Source organism: Ruegeria sp. HKCCD6428 (assembly GCF_013110595.1).
In the GTDB taxonomy this organism is placed as follows: domain Bacteria; phylum Pseudomonadota; class Alphaproteobacteria; order Rhodobacterales; family Rhodobacteraceae; genus Ruegeria.
The window spans coordinates 190940-209165 of record NZ_WVQX01000003.1; the positions used below are offsets into that span (position 1 = coordinate 190940).

Consider the following 18226-nt stretch of genomic DNA (forward strand, 5'->3'; position numbering starts at 1 on the left):
AAAGTGAGTGTGCAAATCCCGCCCGAACGGCTATGCGGATGGCATGAGATTGTTTTTGCTCACCGCCCTGACCATGTGTGCCTTTGCGGCGAACTCCATTCTGAACCGGCTGGCCATCGACAGCGGAGCCAGCGATCCAACCGGATTTGCCATCGTTCGGGTTTTGGCGGGGGCCGTGGTCCTGGCCGCTCTTGTGCTGGCACGCGGAGGGCGCCTTCCGCTGCGCAATCGAAGGCGGATCATTGGCGCGGGATCGTTGACGCTCTACATGATCGGATTTTCAATCGCCTACCTGACGCTGGATGCAGGCTTGGGTGCATTGATTCTGTTCGGCGTGGTGCAAATTACGATGTTTTCTGTGGGCGCATTGACGGGCGCGACTCCGACCGCCCGGCAGGTGGCGGGGGCGGGGGTTGCGCTTGCTGGTCTTGCCTATGTGCTGTGGCCGACTGGCGCCGTTCAAGTCGACTTGGCTGGCGCGGCTTTGATGGCCGCCGCCGGTATTGGTTGGGCCCTTTACTCGATAGCGGGTCGATCAGAAACAAACCCGCTGGAGGGAACGGCCGCCAATTTCATCGTCGCTTTGCCGTTGACTGCCTTGGCGATGCTTGCCGGCGGCAGCGCCTGGCAGATGAGCGGGGCGGGGTATCTGCTGGCCGTCCTGTCCGGCGCGGTAACATCCGGGCTTGGTTATGCTTTGTGGTACCGTGTTTTGCCTCAACTGGCCCCGTCCGTGGCGGCTGTCGTTCAACTCAGCGTGCCAGTGATCGCAATTCTCGGCGGTGTCGCCTTTCTGGGCGAGATTGCCGGAGTGCGGCTGATCATCGGCGCCACGCTTGTTTTGGGCGGTATCGCGCTGGCCGTGCTGCGACGTCACCGGGGCTAGGGCTTTTATCAAAGGCTGATAGGCTTTATCTGGCGGTTATGAAACTTTTGATTGCCTTGCTCTTCTGCCTCGTTCCTGCCGCAGCCAGTGCGAAATGCGTGATCCTTCTGCACGGCCTTGCGCGCACCGAGGCCTCGTTCACCGTGATGGAGCAGCTGTTCAAGGCGCATGACTATACCGTTGTGCGCCACGGGTATCCATCGACCGAAATCGGTATTCCGGAACTGGCAAGGCAAACCATACCGGACGCGCTTGCGGCATGTGGCGATGACAAAGCCAATGTCGTTGCGCATTCCATGGGCGGTATCCTGTTGCGCTATTGGCTCAAGGACCATCGGCCCGAAAACCTGGGTCGTGTCGTCATGCTCGGCCCGCCCAATCAGGGCAGCCAGTTGGTCGATGAGCTGAGCGCATGGGAAGTGTTCGGGTATCTGAACGGCCCGGCGGGCCTGCAATTGGGCACAGGTCCTGAAGGCATTCCGCGCCGCCTGCCGCCGGTGGATTTTGAGCTGGGGGTGATCGCGGGTGAGAATTCGCTCAACCCGCTGTTTTCATCGCTGATCGACGGGCCGGATGACGGTAAGGTTTCGGTTGAAACCACCAAGGTCGAAGGGATGAAGGATCATCTTGTTCTGCCGGTGACCCACACCTTCATGATGAACAACCCGCGCGTTATGGCACAGGCGCTGCATTTCATCGAATTCGGCCAATTCGATCGGCAGATCACCTGGCTGGACGGCGTGATGGAGATAATCGACGAGATCTGCATCGGGCAGGATTGCTCGGAACCTGACTCGGAGCCCACACGATGACCTCTCTGGATCTGACTTTGACCGGCGCAGAGGTTCTTTTGCCGGGGGATGGTCTGTCGCGCTGCGATCTCTCGATGGCGGAGGGCGTCATTCAGCAAGATCGGACCGGGCGCAGGGTTGACCTGACCGGTTATCTTGTCCTGCCCGGTATCGTCGACCTGCACGGGGACGGGTTCGAACGCCACATCGCCCCGCGTCGGGGCGCAATGAAGCAAATGAGCGAAGGCATTCTGGCAGCCGAAGCCGAACTGGCCGCCAATGGCATCACCACCGCCGTTCTGGCCCAGTTCTACAGCTGGGAAGGTGGCGTGCGTGGCCCCGAGTTTGCCGCGCAGGTGTTTCGGGCCATCGCTGCGGTCAAGGACAGCGCCGTCACGGATCTGATCCCACAATTGCGGTTCGAGACCAACATGCTGGAGGATTACGAGGGTCTGGCCCATCGCATCGCCGAATGGCAGGTGCCCTATGTGGTGTTCAATGATCACCTGCCGCATGATCGTTTGGCGCAGGGCAAAAAGCCGCCGCGCCTGACCGGGCAGGCGTTGAAGGCCGGACGCAATCCGGATGCGCATTTTGAGATGCTGCTCAATATGCATGTCCGCAGGAACGAGGTTCCCGCTGCCGTCGAAGTACTCAGCGCCGAACTTGTCTCAATGGGGGTGCGTTTGGGCAGCCATGATGACGCGACCGCCGAGACAAGGGCATGGTGGCGCGACCGGGGCGTGCGCATTGCCGAATTCCCCGAAACGCTTGAAGCCGCCGAAGCCGCGCGATCCGCCGGGGATCACGTTATCCTTGGCTCTCCCAACGTTGTGCGGGGGGGATCACACAAGGGGAACGCAAGCGCCGTCGAGCTGATCGCCATGGGGCTCTGTGATGCGTTGGCCTCGGATTATCACTATCCCAGCCCGCGCCGCGCAGCGTTGATGCTGGCCAAAACCGGTCTGCTGGATCTGGCCGGTGCCTGGGCGCTGGTCTCGTCCGGCCCCGCGCGGGTGCTGGACATGCAGGACAGGGGCACGCTCGTGCCGGGAAAACGCGCGGATCTGGTCATCCTGGACGCGGGCACCCATCGCGTTGCAGCCACCCTGGCCGGTGGGCGCGTCAGTTACATGTCAGGCGACATCGCCGCCCGGTTTCTGGGATAGGCCCCGCAAAACCTTCATCTTTTCCAAAATACTCTCGCCGAAGGCGTCGCGCTCAGGCGCGACAGCCTCAACGTTTGATGCGGTTGAAATGCCCCATCTTGCGCCCGGCCTTTACCTCGGCCTTGCCATAGAGATGCAGCGCCACATCCCGTTCGCGGGCCAGCTCGGGTACACGGTCCATGTCGTCGCCGATCAGGTTCTCCATCACGACGTCGGAATGGCGCTGCCCGTCCCCCAAAGGCCACCCCGCCACGGCGCGGATATGCTGTTCGAACTGATCGACAGCACAGCCGTTCTGCGTCCAGTGCCCCGAATTGTGAACCCGCGGAGCGATTTCATTCACGATCAGGCCACCGGGCGTCACGAACAGCTCAACGCCCATCACACCAACATATTTGAGAGCGTTCAGGATGTTCGCCGCCAGCAGGATTGCATCTGTGCGCTGGGCCGGGGACAGGCGGGCAGGGATGGTGGTGGTGCGCAGGATGCCATCGCGGTGCACATTCTCACCCGGATCGAAACAGGCGACCTGACCGTCCAGACCACGGGCCGCGATGATCGACACCTCGTGCGAGAAATCCACGAACCCTTCCAGAATGGCCGGTGCCCCGGACATATCGGCCAGAGCGGCCTCGGCATCCTCGGGCTTGCGCAGCCGGGCCTGCCCCTTGCCGTCATAGCCAAAGCGACGGGTTTTCAGGATGGCGGGTGTCCCGATCTGTTCGATCGCCGCATTCAGGCTGTTCAGGTCGGTGATATCCGCAAACGGGGCCGTCTTCAGGCCCACCTCTTGCAGAAACGTCTTCTCGGTCAACCTGTCCTGGCTGACCCGCAATGCTTCGCGCCCGGGGCGGATCGGGCGGTGCACTTCCAGAATGTCCAGCGCTTCGGTCGGGATGTTTTCGAACTCATAGGTGATGACATCCACCGCGTCAGCAAAGGCTTTCAGCGCATCTGCATCGTCATAGGCCGCAGTGGTGACGCGATCCGCAACCTGCCCCGCCGGTGGGTTCGCACCCGGTTCGTAGATATGGCTGACAAAACCCAGCCTAGCGGCTGCCACGGACAGCATCCGACCCAGCTGACCGCCCCCCAGAATCCCGATCACTGCACCTTGGGCGAGCATTTCCGCCATCTTCAACTCTCCAAACGTTTGCCAATTGCCCCAAGCGCGGACCGCAGCGCCTCGTGCGCGCCCCCGTCTTTCAGAGCGTCCGTCATTTGCAGGCTCAGCGTGCCCTCGGTCGCCAGGGCGTCACGCTCCTGCGCCAACCGTCCGGCGGCGCCTTTTTCCATCGAGGCCAGAAAACCCGCCATCAACTGCGTTGTATAGAACTCGGCCCCGTGCGCATCACCGGTTGCGTCACCCAGCCATTCGGCACCGGTGGCCATCAGGTCCAGAATGCCGGGAACCATGGCACAAATGGCGAAATGCGCGTTCAGCGCGGCTTCATCCGCAACCTTGACCACGGGGTTCTCCGGTTCAAACAGATCCGCCAGCAGGCGATCATTGCCAAAAGCCGCCATCGGGCAACCGCCGGTTTCCAGAAAGCCCAGCGGGATGGTCTGCACGAAATCCGACGCCGGCGCGCAAAGCGCGGCCAGGTGCTCGGCCGAAACCGCCGCCATGACCGACACGATCTGCTGATCGGCGCGGAATGTCAGCGGGTCCAGAACCTCGGCCGCGATATGCGGGCGCAGGCACAGGAACACGATGTCCGAGGTGTCAATCACGGCCTGAGGCGCAGCGACGGTTGCACCCAGTTCCGCCTTCAAGGCGGCTGAAACCTTGGCATTGCGCTCGGTTACGCTGATCTGGTGCCCCTTGGCGGCCATCAGCCGCGCAATCGGCGCGGCGATATGGCCGGTGCCGATAAATCCGATCCGGCTCATCCCTGCGGTTCCTGGGGGATCGACGCTGACAACGCGTCACGCCAGTTGTCCAGCCTTTCGGCCAAAGCATCATCCTGCAATGCAAGAATGCCCGCCGCCATCAGGCCGGCATTGGCCCCGCCGGCGGACCCGATCGCCATGGTCGCCACCGGAAACCCTTTGGGCATCTGTACGATGGAATACAGCGAATCCACGCCCGACAAGGCTCGGGTCTGCACCGGGACGCCAATCACAGGCACCCGCGTTTTCGACGCCATCATGCCCGGAAGATGCGCAGCCCCACCTGCACCTGCAATGATCACCTGCAACCCACGCGAAACGGCGGTCTTGCCATAGTCCCACAGCCGGTCCGGCGTGCGGTGGGCCGATACGATGCGGGCTTCGTAGGCGACGCCCAGTTCGTCCAGAATATCCGCGGCTTCCTTCATCGTGGGCCAGTCCGACTGGCTGCCCATGATGATCCCCACTTTCACATCGCTCATCCGCATACGTCCCCGCGCTCAGAAAGAGCGCGCACTATAGCCAAATCCGGTTGGCTGGCAATGCGGTACAGGGCGTTCAGGCGATGATATCGGGCGTCAGACGGTCTTCGATCAGGCGGATGATGTCTTTCAGGCGCAGTTTCTCTTTTTTCAGGCGCCGCAAGGTCAGTTGATCGGCCGTTCCCTTGTCATGCAATGCCTGAATCGCCTCATCCAGATCGCGGTGCTGTCGGCGGAATACCTCAAGCTCAACACGCAATACTTCATCTGTTTTCATCGAAAGATCGGTAGGCGCGTTCATTGGCGACTCGAGTTGGTTGTGGTGCTTGGCCAACAAGATAGTGTGTCAGACGTTATCGCGCCAGACCTTGTGGACATCCTGGTTTCTTCCCATATTCTATTGCAGGCGGTTGCCAGAACGGGGCCGCACACCACGTCGCTTTTACAAAGAAGGACGAAAATACGTGTCGAAACTTACTCTTGGCTCATACCCGCATCTTTTGGGGTTCGAGCAGTTGGAACGCCTTCTGGAACGGTCTGCAAAGGCCGGAAATGAGGGATACCCGCCCTATAACATCGAACAGACCTCGGATTTTTCATATCGGATCACTCTTGCAGTGGCCGGGTTTGCCGAAGAGGATCTGTCAATCACGATCGAGGATCGCCAGTTGGTAATCCGGGGCCGTCAGCGCGACGACAGCGAGGGGCGCATCTTCCTGCATCGCGGCATTGCGGCGCGTCAGTTCCAGCGCATGTTCGTGTTGGCCGATGGCGTCGAAGTGGGCGAGGCGATCATGGAAAACGGTCTGCTGCATGTGGATCTGACCCGCGCCGTGCCGGAAACCGTGGTTCAGACGATCAACATACGGAAGGGGTAAGAGCAATGAATACACCGATTGAAATCAACACCCAGGGCAACCGTATTGTCTATGTCAAAACGGTTGAAGTATCTGAATTGCCTCGGGAAGTTCGTGAACAGGCCGGCGATCTGGATCAGCTTTACGCCGTCCACGATTCCGACGGGCAGCAACTGGCGCTGGTGGCTGACCGCAAGCTGGCCTTCGTGCTGGCGCGCGAACATGACCTGTCTCCGGTGGCGGTTCACTAGGCGGCCTGAAACACTGCTGAAAAGACGTGACATTTTCTGCCTATGCAGTGATCGTGCCATGAATGCTAAAGCAGGAGTGGCATCATGGGCTGGTTTGACTTTGACTGGGTGGACGCCTTCAGTGATCGCGCCTTCGGTGGCAACGGATGTGCCGTCGTCCATGAAGGTGCGCGCCTGACGCAAGAGGTCTGCATGGCCTATGTGCGCGAAACCTCTCTGGTCGAATGCACCTTTACCGGGCCGTCCGACGTGGCCGACATCCGCGTCCGCTACTTTCTGGCCAGCCGCGAAATTCCCTTTGCGGGGCATCCGACTATCGCCACCGTCGCGGCGATGCGATCCCGTGGCATGATCTCGGGCGACGGGCTGACGCTGGAAACCGGTGCCGGCCTGGTGTCGATCCGTTTGCAGGGGGATCAGATCGAAATGACTCAGGTCGCACCGCAATTCGGTACGCGCGTCCCAGCGGAACTGGTGGCGGAAGCGGTCAGCCTGCCACCGGAAGCCATCATTTCTCCGCCTCAAATGGTTTCGACCGGCTTGCCGTTCTGCATCACCGTCCTGCGGGATCATGCGGCCTTACGGGCCGCTCAACTGGTTGAAGGCCCGTTGCGCAAAGTGGCTGAAACTGCGGGGTATTCCGGCTCGGACATGGCCGAGCCGTTTCTTGTCACGCTGCAAGGGGCAACCGATGAGGGGGATACGTTTTCGCGCCTTCTCATGGCACCGCCCAGCCCGCCCGAAGATCCGTTTACCGGGTCTGCCACCGGTGCGATGGCCGCCTATTTGTGGAAACATGGCTTGATGCAAAAGGAAAGCTTCATCGCCCAGCAGGGTCACGATATGGGCCGCCCCGGGAAAGCCATCGTCACGCGTGTCGGCCCGCCTGATGCGATGACGGGCATCAAGGTTTCTGGTCAGGGGCATATCCTGATGCGCGGGCAGGTCGACCTGCCGGAAATGCCAATAAACTAGGCGGGAGCCGACCAAGGGCTGACCCGCGAAACCCTGGCCGGATGCCACAGGCTACATCCAGGCCAACCGCAGAATCGGGGCCGTACTTGGTTCGATCCCGTGTCGTTTACACAACCTGTCCAGATATGACCCTGAAACCGGCAGCCCGGCCATCCGGTTGGCCATCAGTTTCTTCTGATGGCCGTAGATGTGTACCGAATGCACGGCTTCGGTTTCGATTTCGTTCGTCGCGATGCGCGGATCGTGGAGCTTCCACAATTCCTCCTGGGCCAGCGGATAAAAGGTTTCAGCAGCCATGGCATGGCGGTCCTCTGCCGTCCGGCGCAGGAAATGGCCAAAGGCTTTGGGCCCCGAACTGGCCCAGGGCAGGGCTTCGATGCCCCAGCGTTCCCCTCTGGCGGTTCGTTCCCGATTGTGGCGCTGCAATCTGCGTCCACGCCAGGGTTGGGACGGGTTAGACGACATGACAAATTCCAGCATCTGTTCCAGGGTCGCCGATCTTGTGGGCAGGCGCAGCACACCAGTTGGGAAGTCACCCAGCCTGGAGCGACCGAACACGAAATCCGTCGAAAATTCAAACGCCCGTACGCAATAGGCATCCAGATCGACCCAGATCATCTCGCCTTGCCGCATCAGGTGCAGCCGGAAAATATCCGAGAAGACGGCAACGCCCTGTCTGTCTTCGGCTTTGACCACAAAAGGCGGGGGCCAGAAAACGTCGCTGGCAGGGCGGGTTTCGACGCCTGCCGGAATGCCTTTTACCTCGTGCGCGACATACAGGACGAAGCGGTGGCCATGATCCAGAAAGGACTGAAGGCAGAGTTGCTCCAACCAACTCAGATCGGATCCAAACCAGAAACTGGCAATGGTCGGAGACCTGTTCGTCATCTCAGTTTCACACCCGTCTTGAGGTCCTGAAAACCATCAGGACCAGCGGCAATTGTCAATCGAAGACCAAAAAAGGAACGGCCCCCGGAATGACCGGAGGCCGCCAAACAAAGTCAGATGAAACCGTTATCCGTTTGCTGCGATCAGGCCCATGCTTTCCAGTTTCAGCAGCACCTGATGGGCGCAGTTGTCGACTTCGACATTTTCGGTTTCGACGCGCAGCTCGGGGTTTTCCGGAACATCGTAAGGGTCCGAGATGCCGGTGAACTCCTTGATCTTGCCCTCGCGCGCAAGCTTGTACAAACCCTTGCGGTCGCGGCGTTCGCATTCCTCGATGCTGGTGGCCACATGTACCTCACAGAAGGCACCGAACTGTTCTATTTCTTCCCGGACAGCACGGCGCGTGGTGGCATAGGGCGCGATCGGGGCGCAGATGGCGATGCCGCCGTTCTTGGTGATCTCGGACGCCACATATCCGATGCGGCGGATGTTCAGGTCGCGGTGTTCCTTCGAGAAGCCCAGTTCCGAGCTGAGATTCTTGCGCACGATGTCGCCATCCAGCAGCGTCACCGGGCGGTCACCCATCTCCATCAGCTTGACCATCAGCGCGTTTGCGATGGTCGACTTGCCCGAGCCCGAAAAGCCGGTGAAGAAGACGGTGAAACCCTGCTTGGAGCGCGGCGGGAAGCGGCGGCGCAGTTCCTCGACCACCTCGGGAAACGAGAACCACTCGGGGATTTCCAGCCCTTCACGCAGGCGGCGGCGCAGTTCGGTACCCGAGATGTTCAGGATCGTGACGTTGTCCTTGTCGAGAATCTCGTCATTCGGTTCGTACTGGGCGCGTTCCTGCACATAGACCATGTGCTTGAAGTCCACCATTTCAACGCCGATTTCGTCCTGAAACTGTCGGAACAGATCCTGCGCGTCATAGGGGCCGTAGAAATCCTCACCCTTGCTGTTCTTGCCGGGGCCTGCGTGGTCGCGGCCGACGATGAAGTGGGTGCAGCCGTGGTTGGCGCGGATCAGGCCGTGCCAGACGGCCTCGCGCGGGCCAGCCATGCGCATGGCCAGGTTCAACAAGCTCATAGAGGTGGTCGAGGCGGGGTACTTGTCCAGCACCGCCTCGTAACAGCGCACGCGGGTAAAATGATCGACGTCGCCCGGTTTGGTCATGCCCACGACCGGGTGGATCAGCAGGTTGGCCTGTGCCTCTTTGGCGGCGCGGAAGGTCAGCTCCTGATGCGCGCGGTGCAGCGGGTTGCGGGTCTGGAAGGCCACGATGCGGCGCCAGCCCAGCTTGCGGAAATAGGCGCGCAATTCATTCGGGGTGTCGCGGCGCCCACGAAAATCGTAATGCACGGGTTGTTGGATTCCGACCACCGGTCCGCCCAGATAGACCTTGCCGGCCACGTTGTGCAGATAGTTCACTGCCGGGTGGGCATCGTCATCGGCACCAAAGACCTTCTCTGCCTCGCGTGACTTGTCCGGAGTCCAGCGGTCGGTCACGGTCATGGTGCCCAAGATCACGCCTTCCTGATCACGCAGAGCGATATCCTGCCCAAGTTCGATCTGATCCGCGAAGTCTTCGCTGACATCCAATGTGATGGGCATTGGCCAAAGCGTTCCATCGGCCAGGCGCATATTCTCGACCACATTGTCGTAATCCGCTTCGCTCAGAAATCCCTTGAGCGGGTTGAACCCGCCATTCATCAGAAGTTCCAGGTCGCAGATCTGACGCGGGCTCAGATCCCAGCTGGTCAGGTCGGCCGCTTCCACCTTCAGCTTCTGCGCCGAATCGTATGACACATACAGTTCGGGGATCGGGGCCAGATTGCTTAACATCGTCATTGGAATTCTCTTGTCGCAGTGTTGATTTGCCAGTGGATATCAGGCGGTTTCGAGGCGTTTGCACCGACTGACAGGCGAAGTCCACAGGCGTGAATGTAACAAAGGAGGATATGCGCTGAATATTTTTGAATTGGAAGGAATTTCTAATTCACGGGTCAAATCGATGATCTGATCCTTGCGATCAGAGGTTATTGCTTCATGCAGAGAATTTCTGTTCCTGTTCTGTGGCGTTCTGCTCAAGTGTGGACGCACGGGTGACGGGTAGTGCAGGAATCGGTTCAGACACGCCGCGCAGCTGGAACAATCTGATATCGTTCTGGGGCACGACGACACCTGCGGCCTTCAGCAACTCTTGCGAGACCAGCAGTTCGACCTTCAGCGCCTTGGTTTCGCTTTCCAGACGACTGGCGACGTTGACGGCGTCGCCGATTATGGTTTTCGACGCATGGCCCGCGGCGCCGATCTCACCCACCACCAGATCCCCAAGATGCAGACCCATCCCGATTCGAATGCCGGGGCTGCCTTCGGCCTCGAGCTGTGCGTTGAATTCATCAAGGGCGTGACTGATGTCGATGGCGGCTTGCAATCCGGCACGGGCGGACGCCGCTGCATTCGGCTTTTCAAAAACGGCCAGCAGCCCGTCTCCCATATATTTGTCCACGACACCGCCTTCCTTGGTGATGGCTGGCACGACCGCATCGAAAAACCGGTTCAGCAGGAACACGATGTCATAAGGTAATTGGCCGGTCGTGCGCGCGGTAAAGCTGCGCATGTCCAGAAACAAAACAGCCAACTGACGTTCCTGACCCTGGCTGGCATGTCCGCGTATGCGCCCGCCATCTGGCCTGAAAACCCGAAAAACGGTGGTGGGTTCCGTTGGGCGTATCTGGCAGGCCAGTCGCGTCTGCGGCGAGGCGCCCACAGCGGCAAGGCTGCGTGCTTCGACGTCGCCGGGCGGCGGCAGGGCGTCGCTGCCACCCTCTACGATGACCCGGCATGTGGTGCAGCGCCCCTTTCCACCGCACAGGGCGGCGTGCGGCACGCCGTTCACCTGCGAAATCTCAAGCAACGTCATGCCTTTTTCCGCGACCACCTCGGGCCCTTTGGCGTAATTCACGCGCACCGAATGCCTGCGCCGCCACAGTTTGCGCCCGATGTAAACCAGACCCGTCGCCCCCAGAGCCAGCCAGAAGATCAAAAGGCCATAGTCTTTTACACTGAACAGGGTCTGGAAGGTCTCGGGCGATGGCCAATTGTAGTGCTCGATATATTGCTCGCGCAGGAATTCATCAGCAAAGTCGGCCCATATGCGTCGACCTTCGGTCAGCAATCCGGCCAACGCGAATAATGGCACAAAAACCGCAACGCCGATCAGATAGGGCACGACCCGCGACCACCACCGGGTCAGCCGCAACCACATATGCAAACCGATGCAGCCGTGTATCCAAACGATCAGCAACAAGGCGCTTTGCATCCATACGGCGATACTGGGCCACATCAGGATGATGATATATCCCATCTCGTCATTGACGTCATAGATCTCGTGCGCGACCCGCGTCTGCACGATGTGCGAGATCAGTTGCAGCGGAATCAGCAAGCCCAGAACGACCTGCAATGCCGTGCTGAAGGGCATGCGCAAGGTTCTGCGTTGCGCGATCGATGTCAGGGCCAGACCTGCATGCGTGAGCAGGGCAGCATAAAAAAGCACGCTCATGACATCGTGGCGTGTGACGGCCTTTCGACCATCCTGCATCCCGTGCAGGTAATCCGTGTGAAACAGGCCCAAGCCAATATTTATGAAATGGAAGAACGCGAACACAAACAACACAAGACCACTGACGATCCTGAGTCGGGTTGACCACCCGCCGCGCCAAAGAGCGTTGTTCAAATGTTCACCTGTTTTTCGCTTTTCCCTCGGCAATCCTGATACGCCGCCGGCTGGGGGTCAAGGGATTGGCAGGTGGCATCGGCTGCCGATCAGTGATTGCAGAGCAGCGTATGCTGTGCAGTGCCCCCTTAAACCCCGGGGGCACTGTACTGAAAGGGCTGACGGCCTTCGGATCTGAACTCACCGGGGCAGCCCCGCAACATTCAGAACGCGCGTTATTCGTTTTCCGCCAGGAACCGTTCGGCATCCAGTGCCGCCATGCAGCCCATACCGGCGCTTGTGACCGCCTGACGATAGACGTGATCGGTCAGATCGCCCGCTGCGAACACGCCCGGAACCGAGGTTTCCGTGCTGCCCGGTTTGGTGACAACATAGCCACCCATATGCGTTTCAAGCGTGTCCTTGACCAGCTCGTTCGCGGGCGCGTGGCCGATGGCAACAAACACGCCTTTACAGGGGATTTCTGTGATCTCTCCGGTTTTGACATGTTTGACGCGAACGCCCTCGACTCCCAGCGGCGCGTCGGTACCGATCACTTCGTCCAACTCGTGGAACCACAGAGGCTCGATTTTGTCGTTCTTCATCAGCCGGTCTTGCAGGATCTTTTCCGCGCGCAGCTCATCGCGGCGATGGATCAGAGTCACCTTGCTGGCGAAATTGGTCAGGAACAGGGCCTCTTCCACGGCCGTGTTGCCGCCGCCGATCACCACGATTTCCTGTCCGCGATAGAAGAACCCGTCGCAGGTGGCGCAGGCTGAAACGCCAAAGCCCTTGAACTTTTCTTCCGACGGCAGGCCCAGCCACTTGGCGCGCGCGCCGGTCGCCAGAATGACGGCGTCCGCCGTGTAGGTAGTGCCGCTGTCGCCCTCGGCGGTGAAGGGGCGCTGGCTGAGGTCCAGATCGTTGATGATGTCGCCGATCACTTCGCAACCCATGGCCTTGGCATGATCCTGCATCCGGACCATCAGGTCCGGGCCCTGTACCTCGGTGTCGCCGGGCCAGTTCTCGACCTCGGTCGTTGTCGTCAGCTGGCCGCCGGGCTCGATACCCTGCACCAGGATGGGTTCCAGCATGGCGCGGCTTGCGTAAACGCCCGCAGTGTATCCTGCTGGCCCCGATCCGATGATCAGAACCTTGGTGTGTCGTGTGTCGGCCATGGTAACTCCGCTCGAATTGCCTGAATTGGGCTTTTGGCCCGTCGCCCCGATATAGCGACCGACAGACCCGGCTTAAAGCCCCTTACTGTTCAAGGCCGCTCAAGCCACCTTGCGCAGGGTCAGGGCGAAATGAGAGATTTGAAAACAAAGAAAATTGCGCATGTACGAAACATTATTGCGCGCGCGTGGGGGGCTGATATAAGAACCGCAATAATCAGGAGCATTTGATGGTCACGACTCGGCTGGATGATATCGACCGCAAAATTCTGGCGGAACTACAGGCAGACGGTCGGATGACCAATGTGGAACTTGCCAAACGGGTCGGAATTTCGGCGCCGCCCTGTCTGCGCCGGGTGCGCACACTGGAAGAATCCGGCTATATCACCGGTTACCACGCCGAGGTGAATTCCCGTGAGTTGGGATTCGAGGTGCAGGTGTTCGCCATGGTCGGTCTTGACAGTCAGGCCGAGACCGAGCTGCGCGCGTTCGAAGAACGCTGCCGCGAATGGCCGCTTGTCCGTGAATGCCACATGCTGAACGGCGAGGTGGACTTCATCCTGAAATGCGTCGCACCCGATCTAAGCAGTTTTCAGCAGTTTCTGACCGGTGAACTGCTGACCACGCCAAACGTGGCCAGCGTCAAGACTTCGCTTGTTATCCGCGGCGCAAAAGACGAACCAGGCGTGCCGTTCGACGTTCTGGAAGAACGAATGAACCGGACGGCGTAACCCCCAGACGTTTTGCAGGTGCGGTGTTCGGTGGCAGCATGGCAGCCACCGCCAAGGATAGAATCCAACTTAGTAACAGCTGCATGATGCCCCCCATAATGCAGTAATCGCTATCGTACTCAGGCTGTCATCGCGTCGATTTCTCCGTCCCCGGCACGCGGCATCAGCAGCGGACCAAAATCGTTGAGCGACTCGATATGCGCAAACAGGTTCAGATAAACCGACCGCAACGAGTGGCTGATCATCCGGACCGCGTTCACACCTGGGTGATACGTTTCGAACTGTAAACCATCTACCCGAATAACGGAATGCCGTTTCAGACAAATGTGAAACAGTTCAACTGGCGTCGGCGGCATTGTTTCAATCACGCCCGTTCCATCCTGAAATTCGGACACAGGTGTCAGAATCGGGTCATTTCCATACAAATGCCGTAAATGCGTCGGTGTGCCCACGATCCGTGCTGCAGGCCCGGCGATTACACCCGACATCGGCTTTTGCATCCCGAATGTATCTGCCGTGACGCGCGTAAGCGGCCGCGTGCGGCCCCGCGAATCCGGGCGTCCGGGGATCAGAGTGACAGATCCCTTCCACAGTACGGTTTCCGACGCGCCATCCTGAGTCAGGACTGTATCCCCCGGCATCAGGTCTTCGATGGCCATGGGCCCATGTTCCGTTTCAACCAGCGATCCGCGCGTGAAGGCACAAAAGGCGTCTTCGAACATTGGCAGAGCGGGCGCGATGTGTCTGGTCTGAACCACGTTTCCGTTTTTCAACAGGCTGCTGACTTCATACCGGCGCAGCTGAGCCTTTGGTTTCGCAACCGGCCGCGGTGCTTCCCGCAGCATGGCTGTCGTTTCGATCGCATTTCTGGCCGCACGGGCCAGTGAACTAGGAATAGTCATAAATATTCCTTCCCCTCAAATTGTCCGGTCAGGCGCGGCGTATCCCCGTACAGGCCAACCTGGCGAACTGGTTCTTTGTCTTGAAACAAATGGGTGACCCTTGGGCGGCGGTCGGTCGGACCCCGCATTGCGACAAAATCTCGCTTTCCAATGGTCAACACATTGACCCCCCAGACAAACTCGTACTTCACGGGCGAAAATTGCCCGCACACACACAACTCCTGAATCCGTCTCGACCCCCTCAGATCGCGACGCACCACACATCGGGCAGGAGCAAGCCCGAAGCGCGTTCACCCAATCGAGACCGGCAGCTTGGCCTCAGGGTGTTTCTGTCTCAGCGTCGTGCCGCGATGCGGCTGGCGACCCTGACAGAATGGCTTGATACCCGCTTCCACGGCATTTCCAGCTTCTGGCTCCGCGTGGCGGCAACCATGGCTTTGAGAAAGCGAGATTTGGTTTTCATTTTCTGGTCCTGCTCTGAACGGGTTTGTTTCCCGCATCCGTTATGAACCTTTTGTGACGCACCTTTGCGGCATGGATAAGGCTTATCCGGGATGTTTTGCAGACAAGAAATTTATAGTCGGTCCATCCTTCCACTCAACACGCCAGCGTCCGAAACAAGGACGTCAGAAGACCATCTGATAGCTGGCAAAACTCGTTACGATTCTGAGTCCGGTAAACACAACAAATGTGGCGGAAAAGTGGCGCGACGCCTAAATCTGGGCCAAAATCACAATCTTATGACCGAGATCAACCGCCCGTAATCGGCCTCGTTTGCATGTGTTGTGCGGCGATAGGAATAGAACCGGTCCGGGTCGGAATATGTGCAGTGCCGGGTCCATTCCGCCTGCCCGACACCGGCCTGCCGCAATCGGTGCAAGCCAAAGGCGGGCAGGTCGAATTGCAGCCGGTCATCCTGTCCGTTTGCAAAGAACCGGGTGTTGTCTGGAGAATCGGCGATAAATGCGCCCAGAAACTCGGGGCCCACTTCGTAGGCGCGTTGCGAAATGCTGGGGCCGATGACGGCGTTGATATTCCGGCGTGTTGCGCCAAGCGCTTCCATGGCGTCCAGCGTCGCCTCCAGCACACCGTCAAGCGCGCCGCGCCAGCCCGCATGGGCTGCTCCGATCACATTGGCCGCGGGATCGGCAAACAGAACTGGCTGACAATCTGCCGTCAGAATCGTCAGCGCCAGACCGGGTGTCGCCGTCACGACCGCGTCCGCGCGCGGTTTTTCACCTTCCGGGGGCTGCTCAACCGTCAGAACTGTTGGGGAATGAACTTGATGCACGCCGATCATCGCCTCGGGCGCGACGCCCATCGCATCGGCAACCCGCCGGCGGTTCAGCGCGACAATTTCGGTTTGATCTGACGATCCATAACCGCAATTCAATCCGTCGAAGATACCAGAGGACGCCCCGCCGCGACGGGTGAAGAACCCGTGCCGAAATGGGGAAAGCAAGTCCGAAGTCAGAATTTCCAGTGTCATGGCTCTAATCCCGGCGGTGGTGCAGCATAGGCCGGATAGAGGCCCATCACCTTGAACAGATTTCCCATTTCGGCCGGATGCGTCAACCGGCGATGCGCGGCAGCCAGGGCATCCAGCTCGGAACCGCTCAGCGACCGGGACAAAGCCTGTGCCCGGGCGGTTATGCCAAGCCGTTCCAGAAACACGCCCTGCGGTGTCAGGCGTGTGTGCCTGGCTCCACAAGCGCGGGTCGCAATGGCCAGTGGCTCAAAATCCACATGTGCCGTCAGGTCGGTCTGACCGGGTGACGCCAGCGGATCGGCGGGCTCGTGGTTTTGCAGGGCTTGCAGTGTATCGCCCAACGAATGCCAGTCGCCATAATCGACGATCAGCGCGGCACCTCCGTGGCTGGCGATCCGACCGGCAATCACGGTCAGTATGGGGATCGCTGCGGCGCATAGCTCGACCAGATCACCATCCTTGGTGTCCGAAAGCCTGTCCGCCAGCGCCACCTGCGGCCCGTTGGGCCCTCGCCCAAACAGCAATTCGCCGTCGCGCTCACCGACCAGGCGTTCACTCCAGCCGCCACCGTCGCGCAGGAACTGCCGGACAGGCAGCGCGTCGAAGAACTCATTCGCCACCAGCAGCAGTGGCTGGTCCGGCAACTCTGCGACACTGTCGGCCCAGTTCGGTGTGTAGTCCTTCAGCGTGTCCGCCTGCACCTGCTTCAGGGCAGGCGAGGCCTCGACCAGCACAATCCGGGCAGCATCGTGAAATCCCTGCACGGTTCGGGTGGCACGCAATATGTCACTCATCAGAGTGCCGCGCCCGGGCCCCAATTCGCACAGGGTGAATGGCGCGGGACGGCCCTGATCCATCCAGCATTGCGCAAGGCACAGCCCGATCAGTTCGCCAAACATCTGGCTGATTTCCGGTGCCGTGGTGAAATCCCCGGCCGCCCCCAACGGATCACGCGTCGTGTAATAGCCCAGCGTGGGATGCAGAAGGCATTCGGCCATGTAGTCGGCCACGCTCATCGGTCCATCCTGTCGGATGCGGGCGATCAGGCGATCGGTCAGGCTCATTTTGCCCGCCCTACGCGAAAGACAAACCACAGGCCAAGCGCGATCATGGGCAATGACAGGATCTGGCCCATGGTCAGGCCATATCCGCCCAGATGCCAGGCCAATCCCAGCGGATTGCCGGGCGAGACGAATTGAGCATCCGGCTGGCGGAAGAATTCAACAATAAAGCGTGATGCGCCGTAACCGGCCAGAAACGTGCCCATGATCAGGCCGGGTTTCTGAAAGGCCCCCCGGCGATAGACCAGCCACAGCAACAACGCTCCCAGCAACACGCCTTCCAGCGCTGCTTCGTACAGCTGCGAGGGGTGCCGGGCGCACATTCCCGCAACCACGCCGGGGCAGTCCTGCGCGGCAAAACCGGGAAAGATGACGGCCCAGGGCAGCTCGCTCGGGCGGCCCCACAGCTCGGCATTGACGAAATTGGCCAGTCGTCCCAACAACAGGCCGGGTGGCACGGTGTAGGCAACCAGGTCGCCCAGCGACAGGGCGGGGATCTGATGGCGGCGGGCAAACAGGTACGAGGCCAGGATCACGCCCAGCAGACCCCCATGAAACGCCATGCCGCCTTGCCAGACCTTCACGATCTCAAGCGGATGCGACAGGTAATAGCCGGGTTGGTAAAACAGCACGAAACCCAGCCGCCCGCCCAGGATCACGCCCAGAATGATCCAGGTGACCAGATCCTCCAGTTGGTCCGGTTTCATCGGCGGGCCGTCCGCAGGCCACAGGGCAGGGCGGCGCAACGCCACGACTGCCAGCCGCCACGCAATCAGGATGCCCGCGATATAGGCCAGCGCATACCACCTCAACGCGAACTCCATCCCGAACAGCGAGATCGAGAACAATTCGGGCGACAGATCGGGAAAATTCAGAACAGCCTGCATGTGCGTCTCATTGCCCGGGGTTTGCAGGGCAAGTCAACCTTGAGCCTGCGGCATTCTTTCCCCATATAGAGATC

General features: G+C 60.0%; 20 protein-coding genes. 7 read left to right on the forward strand and 13 right to left on the reverse strand.

The window, feature by feature from the left end; genetic code table 11:
• Positions 1 to 43 precede the first annotated feature (43 nt).
• From GS620_RS09650 to GS620_RS09660, 3 genes are read left to right on the forward strand one after another with little or no spacing between them, the layout of a single operon-like run.
• Positions 44 to 886: a DMT family transporter gene (locus GS620_RS09650; protein WP_171168928.1), complete on the forward strand. Its 843-nt coding sequence runs from the start codon at positions 44 to 46 to the stop codon at positions 884 to 886.
• A gap of 38 nt (positions 887 to 924) precedes the next feature.
• The gene (locus tag GS620_RS09655) at positions 925 to 1698 is read left to right on the forward strand and encodes an alpha/beta fold hydrolase (RefSeq protein ID WP_171206261.1); all 774 of its coding nucleotides are present in this window, start codon (positions 925 to 927) and stop codon (positions 1696 to 1698) included.
• Positions 1695 to 2846, forward strand: a complete 1152-nt coding sequence (locus GS620_RS09660; protein ID WP_171615529.1) for an alpha-D-ribose 1-methylphosphonate 5-triphosphate diphosphatase — start codon at positions 1695 to 1697, stop codon at positions 2844 to 2846. Before GS620_RS09655 ends, GS620_RS09660 begins: the two co-directional genes overlap by 4 nt.
• A gap of 67 nt (positions 2847 to 2913) precedes the next feature.
• On the opposite strand, the gene GS620_RS09665 is transcribed toward GS620_RS09660, so the two are convergent.
• From GS620_RS09665 to GS620_RS09680, 4 genes are all read right to left on the reverse strand, one after another.
• Positions 2914 to 3981 (reverse strand): 5-(carboxyamino)imidazole ribonucleotide synthase, encoded by a 1068-nt coding sequence (locus tag GS620_RS09665; RefSeq protein ID WP_171615531.1) that lies wholly within the window; start codon positions 3979 to 3981, stop codon positions 2914 to 2916.
• Positions 3982 to 3983: 2 nt separating this feature from the next.
• Positions 3984 to 4739: an NAD(P)-binding domain-containing protein gene (locus GS620_RS09670; protein ID WP_171206258.1), complete on the reverse strand. Its 756-nt coding sequence runs from the start codon at positions 4737 to 4739 to the stop codon at positions 3984 to 3986.
• On the reverse strand, positions 4736 to 5221 hold the full coding sequence (purE, locus tag GS620_RS09675; RefSeq protein ID WP_117872985.1) for a 5-(carboxyamino)imidazole ribonucleotide mutase: 486 nt from the start codon (positions 5219 to 5221) through the stop codon (positions 4736 to 4738). Before purE ends, GS620_RS09670 begins: the two co-directional genes overlap by 4 nt.
• Before the next feature lie 76 nt (positions 5222 to 5297).
• On the reverse strand, positions 5298 to 5522 hold the full coding sequence (locus GS620_RS09680; protein WP_152458986.1) for a YdcH family protein: 225 nt from the start codon (positions 5520 to 5522) through the stop codon (positions 5298 to 5300).
• 163 nt (positions 5523 to 5685) lie between these two features.
• Here GS620_RS09680 and GS620_RS09685 point away from each other — a divergent pair, with 163 nt between their 5' ends.
• The 3 genes from GS620_RS09685 (at position 5686) to GS620_RS09695 (ending at position 7304) form a co-directional block, all read left to right on the forward strand.
• Positions 5686 to 6099, forward strand: a complete 414-nt coding sequence (locus GS620_RS09685) for an Hsp20 family protein (protein ID WP_058275530.1) — start codon at positions 5686 to 5688, stop codon at positions 6097 to 6099.
• Between the two features lie 5 nt (positions 6100 to 6104).
• On the forward strand, positions 6105 to 6329 hold the full coding sequence (locus GS620_RS09690) for a DUF1150 family protein (RefSeq protein WP_152458985.1): 225 nt from the start codon (positions 6105 to 6107) through the stop codon (positions 6327 to 6329).
• A gap of 84 nt (positions 6330 to 6413) precedes the next feature.
• A complete protein-coding gene (locus GS620_RS09695; protein ID WP_171615533.1) occupies positions 6414 to 7304 on the forward strand; it encodes a PhzF family phenazine biosynthesis protein in 891 nt (296 codons plus the stop codon).
• A gap of 51 nt (positions 7305 to 7355) precedes the next feature.
• On the opposite strand, the gene GS620_RS09700 is transcribed toward GS620_RS09695, so the two are convergent.
• From GS620_RS09700 to trxB, 4 genes are all read right to left on the reverse strand, one after another.
• The gene (locus GS620_RS09700; RefSeq protein WP_171615534.1) at positions 7356 to 8192 is read right to left on the reverse strand and encodes a hypothetical protein; all 837 of its coding nucleotides are present in this window, start codon (positions 8190 to 8192) and stop codon (positions 7356 to 7358) included.
• Between the two features lie 126 nt (positions 8193 to 8318).
• Positions 8319 to 10040 (reverse strand): bifunctional sulfate adenylyltransferase/adenylylsulfate kinase, encoded by a 1722-nt coding sequence (locus tag GS620_RS09705; protein WP_152458982.1) that lies wholly within the window; start codon positions 10038 to 10040, stop codon positions 8319 to 8321.
• Between the two features lie 196 nt (positions 10041 to 10236).
• Complete coding sequence (locus tag GS620_RS09710; RefSeq protein WP_171615536.1) at positions 10237 to 11928, reverse strand: adenylate/guanylate cyclase domain-containing protein; 1692 nt, start codon at positions 11926 to 11928, stop codon at positions 10237 to 10239.
• Between the two features lie 215 nt (positions 11929 to 12143).
• Positions 12144 to 13085 (reverse strand): thioredoxin-disulfide reductase, encoded by a 942-nt coding sequence (trxB, locus tag GS620_RS09715; RefSeq protein ID WP_171615538.1) that lies wholly within the window; start codon positions 13083 to 13085, stop codon positions 12144 to 12146.
• Positions 13086 to 13312: 227 nt separating this feature from the next.
• Between trxB and GS620_RS09720 the strand changes: the two genes are divergently transcribed.
• Positions 13313 to 13813, forward strand: a complete 501-nt coding sequence (locus tag GS620_RS09720; RefSeq protein WP_152458979.1) for an Lrp/AsnC family transcriptional regulator — start codon at positions 13313 to 13315, stop codon at positions 13811 to 13813.
• A gap of 119 nt (positions 13814 to 13932) precedes the next feature.
• Here GS620_RS09720 and GS620_RS09725 read toward each other — a convergent pair whose 3' ends face one another.
• The 5 genes from GS620_RS09725 to lgt all read right to left on the reverse strand — a co-directional run bounded on the left by GS620_RS09725 (position 13933) and on the right by lgt (position 18152).
• On the reverse strand, positions 13933 to 14715 hold the full coding sequence (locus GS620_RS09725; protein WP_171168906.1) for a Hint domain-containing protein: 783 nt from the start codon (positions 14713 to 14715) through the stop codon (positions 13933 to 13935).
• A 334-nt stretch (positions 14716 to 15049) separates the two neighbouring features.
• The gene (locus tag GS620_RS22200) at positions 15050 to 15178 is read right to left on the reverse strand and encodes a hypothetical protein (RefSeq protein ID WP_256367481.1); all 129 of its coding nucleotides are present in this window, start codon (positions 15176 to 15178) and stop codon (positions 15050 to 15052) included.
• A gap of 267 nt (positions 15179 to 15445) precedes the next feature.
• Positions 15446 to 16204: a peptidoglycan editing factor PgeF gene (gene pgeF, locus GS620_RS09730; protein ID WP_171615540.1), complete on the reverse strand. Its 759-nt coding sequence runs from the start codon at positions 16202 to 16204 to the stop codon at positions 15446 to 15448.
• A complete protein-coding gene (locus GS620_RS09735) occupies positions 16201 to 17268 on the reverse strand; it encodes a class I SAM-dependent methyltransferase (RefSeq protein ID WP_171615542.1) in 1068 nt (355 codons plus the stop codon). Before GS620_RS09735 ends, pgeF begins: the two co-directional genes overlap by 4 nt.
• Positions 17265 to 18152: a prolipoprotein diacylglyceryl transferase gene (gene lgt, locus GS620_RS09740; protein ID WP_171615544.1), complete on the reverse strand. Its 888-nt coding sequence runs from the start codon at positions 18150 to 18152 to the stop codon at positions 17265 to 17267. The genes GS620_RS09735 and lgt overlap by 4 nt, the downstream gene beginning before the upstream one ends.
• Positions 18153 to 18226: the final 74 nt, after the last annotated feature.